The following is a 3,590-nucleotide window of genomic DNA, read 5'->3' on the forward strand; positions in this document are numbered from 1 at the left end:
CAACGAGACCCCGGACGAAGTTCCGTCGGACAAAACCGCAGGTCAGATCATCGGTCGGATTTCCGGTGTCGACGACGGAATTCCGTCGAGCACGACGGAAAAACGGCGGCGGCAGGCCGCTGACCTGCCGCCGGGCGGCCCTAAGAAGCTTGTTGGTAAGAAGCCTGTAGAAGAAAAGAAGAAAACCCCGCAGGGTGCCGCGCGTAGCGCCTCTTACGTAGGTAGCGCGCGCGACGCGCAGGCGCCTGCGGCGCGGCCGGCCGCTCTCGCGGCTGGTGGTGGCACGCGGTTGGACAGGTCCCGGGTGCGCGCCGAAGTGCTGGCGCTGCTGCCGGAGTCGGTCCGCAAGCGCCTACCGCAGCGCACACCGCTGCCGTTGGCCGACGTGATCGCCGAACAGGCCCAGCACCGCACCGTTGCCGAACTGGGCGACCGAGTCCGCCGCCGGTGGGACCGCCGGGGCTACGCAACCCAGACGATCGAGTCGCCCGTCGGTGTCGCGGTCGCGCTGCTGCGGTCGCCGGCCTGCCCCGACGACCGGTGCGAGGACGGCCGCGTTATCGGCACCGGCGACATGATCCACACCGGGGACCCATGCGTCTCCTGCCAGCAGCACAAGGCGAACCGCGCCGCCGCCAAGAGGGCTGGCGAGACACCGCCGGTCCGCACCCTGACCCGATCCGTCAGTGCGCCGCCGCCGGCCGAATGCGTCTCCTGCCAAAAGCCCTGGAAGGCCGGCAGCACGGTGCCCGAAGACGGCGTGTGCGCCGACTGCCGACGGGAATCCGCGGCGGCCGATGCCGAGATCGCGGCCCTGATGCAGGCCACCGTCGACAAGTGGGAGCGTGAGGCGGCCGAGCGCCAAGCGGCCGAGGACGCCGAGCGGGCCGAGGCAGAGCGGCGCCGGCTCGAAGCCGAGGCGGCCGAGGAAGCGGCGGCGGCCGAGGCCCGGCGGGTCGCGGCCGAAGACGCCGAGCGACGCGCCCGGATCGCCGAGAAGTTCCCGGAGCTGGTAACGCCGAAGCAGTCCACCACCGCACCGTTCTAGCCGCGCGTTCGTGGGTGCCCCGGACGGACCCCGGGGCACCCACGGCGCCCACCACGAAGGACACCCCCGACATGGGCAAGATCGGTGACGGCCTGGACCAGGCCGCGCAGCACGTACTCACCCGCAAGCCACCGCAGTCCACCAAGGCCCGCATCCGGTTCCTGATGAGCAAGCATCAGGGCCGCACCCGCGCCGTGGCCGCCGTCCTGGGCGTCAGTCAGCGCACCGTCGAGCGCTACCTCAAGGGCGACCGCAAACACCCGCCCCGCGCCGTCAACGCGAGGATCGATGCCGAGGTCCGCCGGCTGTGGCAACCGCAGGTCCGCCGCCGCGCCGAACAACGCGCCGCGGCGGCCGGTGCCGTCGTGGTCGAGACCCGCGCCCGGTTCGGGTTCTCCTCGGCGGCCGGGTCCACCGACGACCCGCGCATGCGCCGGATCACCCAACCCCTGCCGCCCAGCCACGCCCAGGAGTTGTTCGACGCGCACCACGCCGGCGCTCCCGAACGCGACCTCGAACGCATCGTTGCCGCCGGCCTGCAACAGTCCTACTTCCAGGAGGGCGGCACCCGCGCCGACGACCTGGACGTCGTCGAGTTGACCGACGTCGACTACATCGACTTCGACATCCGAGGCTGAACCCACCGGCCGGTGTCACACCGGGTGACCATCACGCGCTCAAGATCATCGGCATTGGCCCCCGCGATCGGGGGCGCGATCGGGGGTCCAACCGGGGGTCCGATTTAGATCGGACCCCCCTCGGCCGGGACAACCGCAGGTCAAGGTGCCTGTATGCCACCTGATTCGGCGCAGACTGGTATGGGATATCGCTACATCTCCCATTCCACCGGGCCCGCGTGGTCACGGCCCGTCGTCACGGCCCGGGCCGGTTCGCGGTCAGTCGTCCATGTCGATCCAGATCCGGCCGTCGTCGTCCACGTGCGCGTCATAGATCACCCCGTCCACGATCGCGCCGTCCACGACGACCCACAGATCCTCGTCGTCGTCCTCGATCCACAACACGCCGTCGTCGTCGGTGTACGCCGGCCGGATCACCCCGTCCGCGATCACCGCCTCGAAGACCACGTCCGGCACGAACTCCCGCGAGAACCACCCCATCGAACGCTCCCGAAACCGCGAAGCCGCCGGAACCAGCGTGGCGCGCGGGCCGGCCGCCGGGGGCCCGAACGCGGCGACAGGGCCGCGACGTTCGCCGGATCGTCCACGCGGTGCGCGATCCTGATCCCCGCGACGACGATCGGGAGTGGGACCGGATGAGGTGGCGTCTACGCCGGCGGGCACCCGCCGTGCCGGTGCGGTGCGGGCAGTGCTGGTCCACCGACGTCGACCAGGAGGCCGCCGGTCTGTGGCGGTGCCACCGGTGCCGGTACGAGTGGGGGACCGAGGCCCGGTGGCGCCCGCGTGAAGTCCTCCCGCTCCTCCCGCCCACCGCCGCCGAGGACCGGGCGGTGGTGCGCTCCGCCGGCCCCACAGGGCGCCGCCCGGTCCGGCGGCGGATCGGGCGCCGTGTCGACCCGTACGACGTCGGACCGGCCGACGGGCCCGAAACGATGCCCGGGCCCGCGCTGGACGCGTACGAGCCGGCCCCGGTGACGTCGGCGGACGTGGCGTCGCCGCTGCCGCTCACGGTGGCCGGCCACGCGTCCCGGATCCTCGATCACCTCGCGGCCATCGCTCTCGACCCCGACGCCGACCCGGCGGCCACCCTCGCCATCCTGCGCGACACCGCCATCGCGCTCGACACCGTGATCACCAGCACCACCCGCGCCATGCCCCCAGGGGCCCGTACAGGCGCCCGCGACACCCAGCCGGGCCCAGGGGACCCGGAAGCCGTCCGGGGCCCGCAGACGGGCACACGCAGCCGCTGACAAGCGCGTGCAGCCCCGGTGACAATCACATGCCGAAATCCCCGAATTCGAAAAGGAATTCGGGGATTTCCGATCGGAATTCCAGGCAGGATTTCCGTGGCGACCAGCCCAGTCGCCCATGGGCGCCGGCGGAAGGCCCGACGGAGTGCCCGACCGACGGACCCGACCCCCGGCCGAGCAGGCGCGCCGGCCTCGGCCCCGTGGTCCAGGCGCTCATCGGCGGCCGACATCCACCCTGGTCAGAGCCACTACGGCGCGCAGCTCCCGGACGCGCGACGCCGACGCCCGGGATCGGATCGAGCCGGCCCCGAGCGTCGATCCGGCCCCGACGGGGGTCGCCGATTCCTGGGATTCGTATGGGCGATGTTGTCTAAGATCGGAGTGGCGCCAAGACGGGTGAGTGTGCCATAGTGGGCGGGGTCGAAGGATTGGCGGGCCGGTGGGACCGAAGTCAGTCCTGATGGTCAGTCAGCCATCTCTGACGATGCGTCAGACATTTTCTCGGGCTCTTCCAATATTGGAAGACCTCACCGAATCACCAGCACCCACCCGCTACTTCGCTGCCAGCGGGCCCGCAACGCGGGCCCTGCTCCCCGCAACGCGGGGAGCCTTCCAAGCGCCGCAACGCGGCGCTTGTGGAGTCCGCAACGCGGA

General features: G+C 71.6%; 3 protein-coding genes and 1 pseudogene. 3 read left to right on the forward strand and 1 reads right to left on the reverse strand.

The features are described from left to right. A pseudogene (locus ACH4U8_RS45710) lies at positions 1-1,048 on the forward strand (hypothetical protein); the annotation flags it as partial. Positions 1,049-1,119: 71 nt separating this feature from the next. After that, the gene (tpg, locus tag ACH4U8_RS45715) at positions 1,120-1,686 is read left to right on the forward strand and encodes a telomere-protecting terminal protein Tpg (RefSeq protein WP_395784645.1); all 567 of its coding nucleotides are present in this window, start codon (positions 1,120-1,122) and stop codon (positions 1,684-1,686) included. A gap of 258 nt (positions 1,687-1,944) precedes the next feature. Here tpg and ACH4U8_RS45720 read toward each other — a convergent pair whose 3' ends face one another. Continuing rightward, positions 1,945-2,166: a hypothetical protein gene (locus tag ACH4U8_RS45720; RefSeq protein WP_395784647.1), complete on the reverse strand. Its 222-nt coding sequence runs from the start codon at positions 2,164-2,166 to the stop codon at positions 1,945-1,947. A 155-nt stretch (positions 2,167-2,321) separates the two neighbouring features. On the opposite strand from ACH4U8_RS45720, the gene ACH4U8_RS45725 reads away from it, so the two are divergent. Further along, on the forward strand, positions 2,322-2,936 hold the full coding sequence (locus tag ACH4U8_RS45725) for a hypothetical protein (RefSeq protein WP_395784649.1): 615 nt from the start codon (positions 2,322-2,324) through the stop codon (positions 2,934-2,936). The last annotated feature ends 654 nt before the right edge of the window (positions 2,937-3,590 follow it).

Origin of the sequence: Embleya sp. NPDC020886 (genome assembly GCF_044333915.1) — a bacterium.
Taxonomy (GTDB): Bacteria; Actinomycetota; Actinomycetes; order Streptomycetales; family Streptomycetaceae; genus Embleya.

Bases quoted from the DNA above. Each gene is read 5' to 3' on its own strand.
- ACH4U8_RS45720 (WP_395784647.1), bottom strand. From the start codon at position 2,166: ATGGGGTGGTTCTCGCGGGAGTTCGTGCCGGACGTGGTCTTCGAGGCG.
- ACH4U8_RS45725 (WP_395784649.1), top strand. From the start codon at position 2,322: ATGAGGTGGCGTCTACGCCGGCGGGCACCCGCCGTGCCGGTGCGGTGC.
- tpg (WP_395784645.1), top strand. From the start codon at position 1,120: ATGGGCAAGATCGGTGACGGCCTGGACCAGGCCGCGCAGCACGTACTC.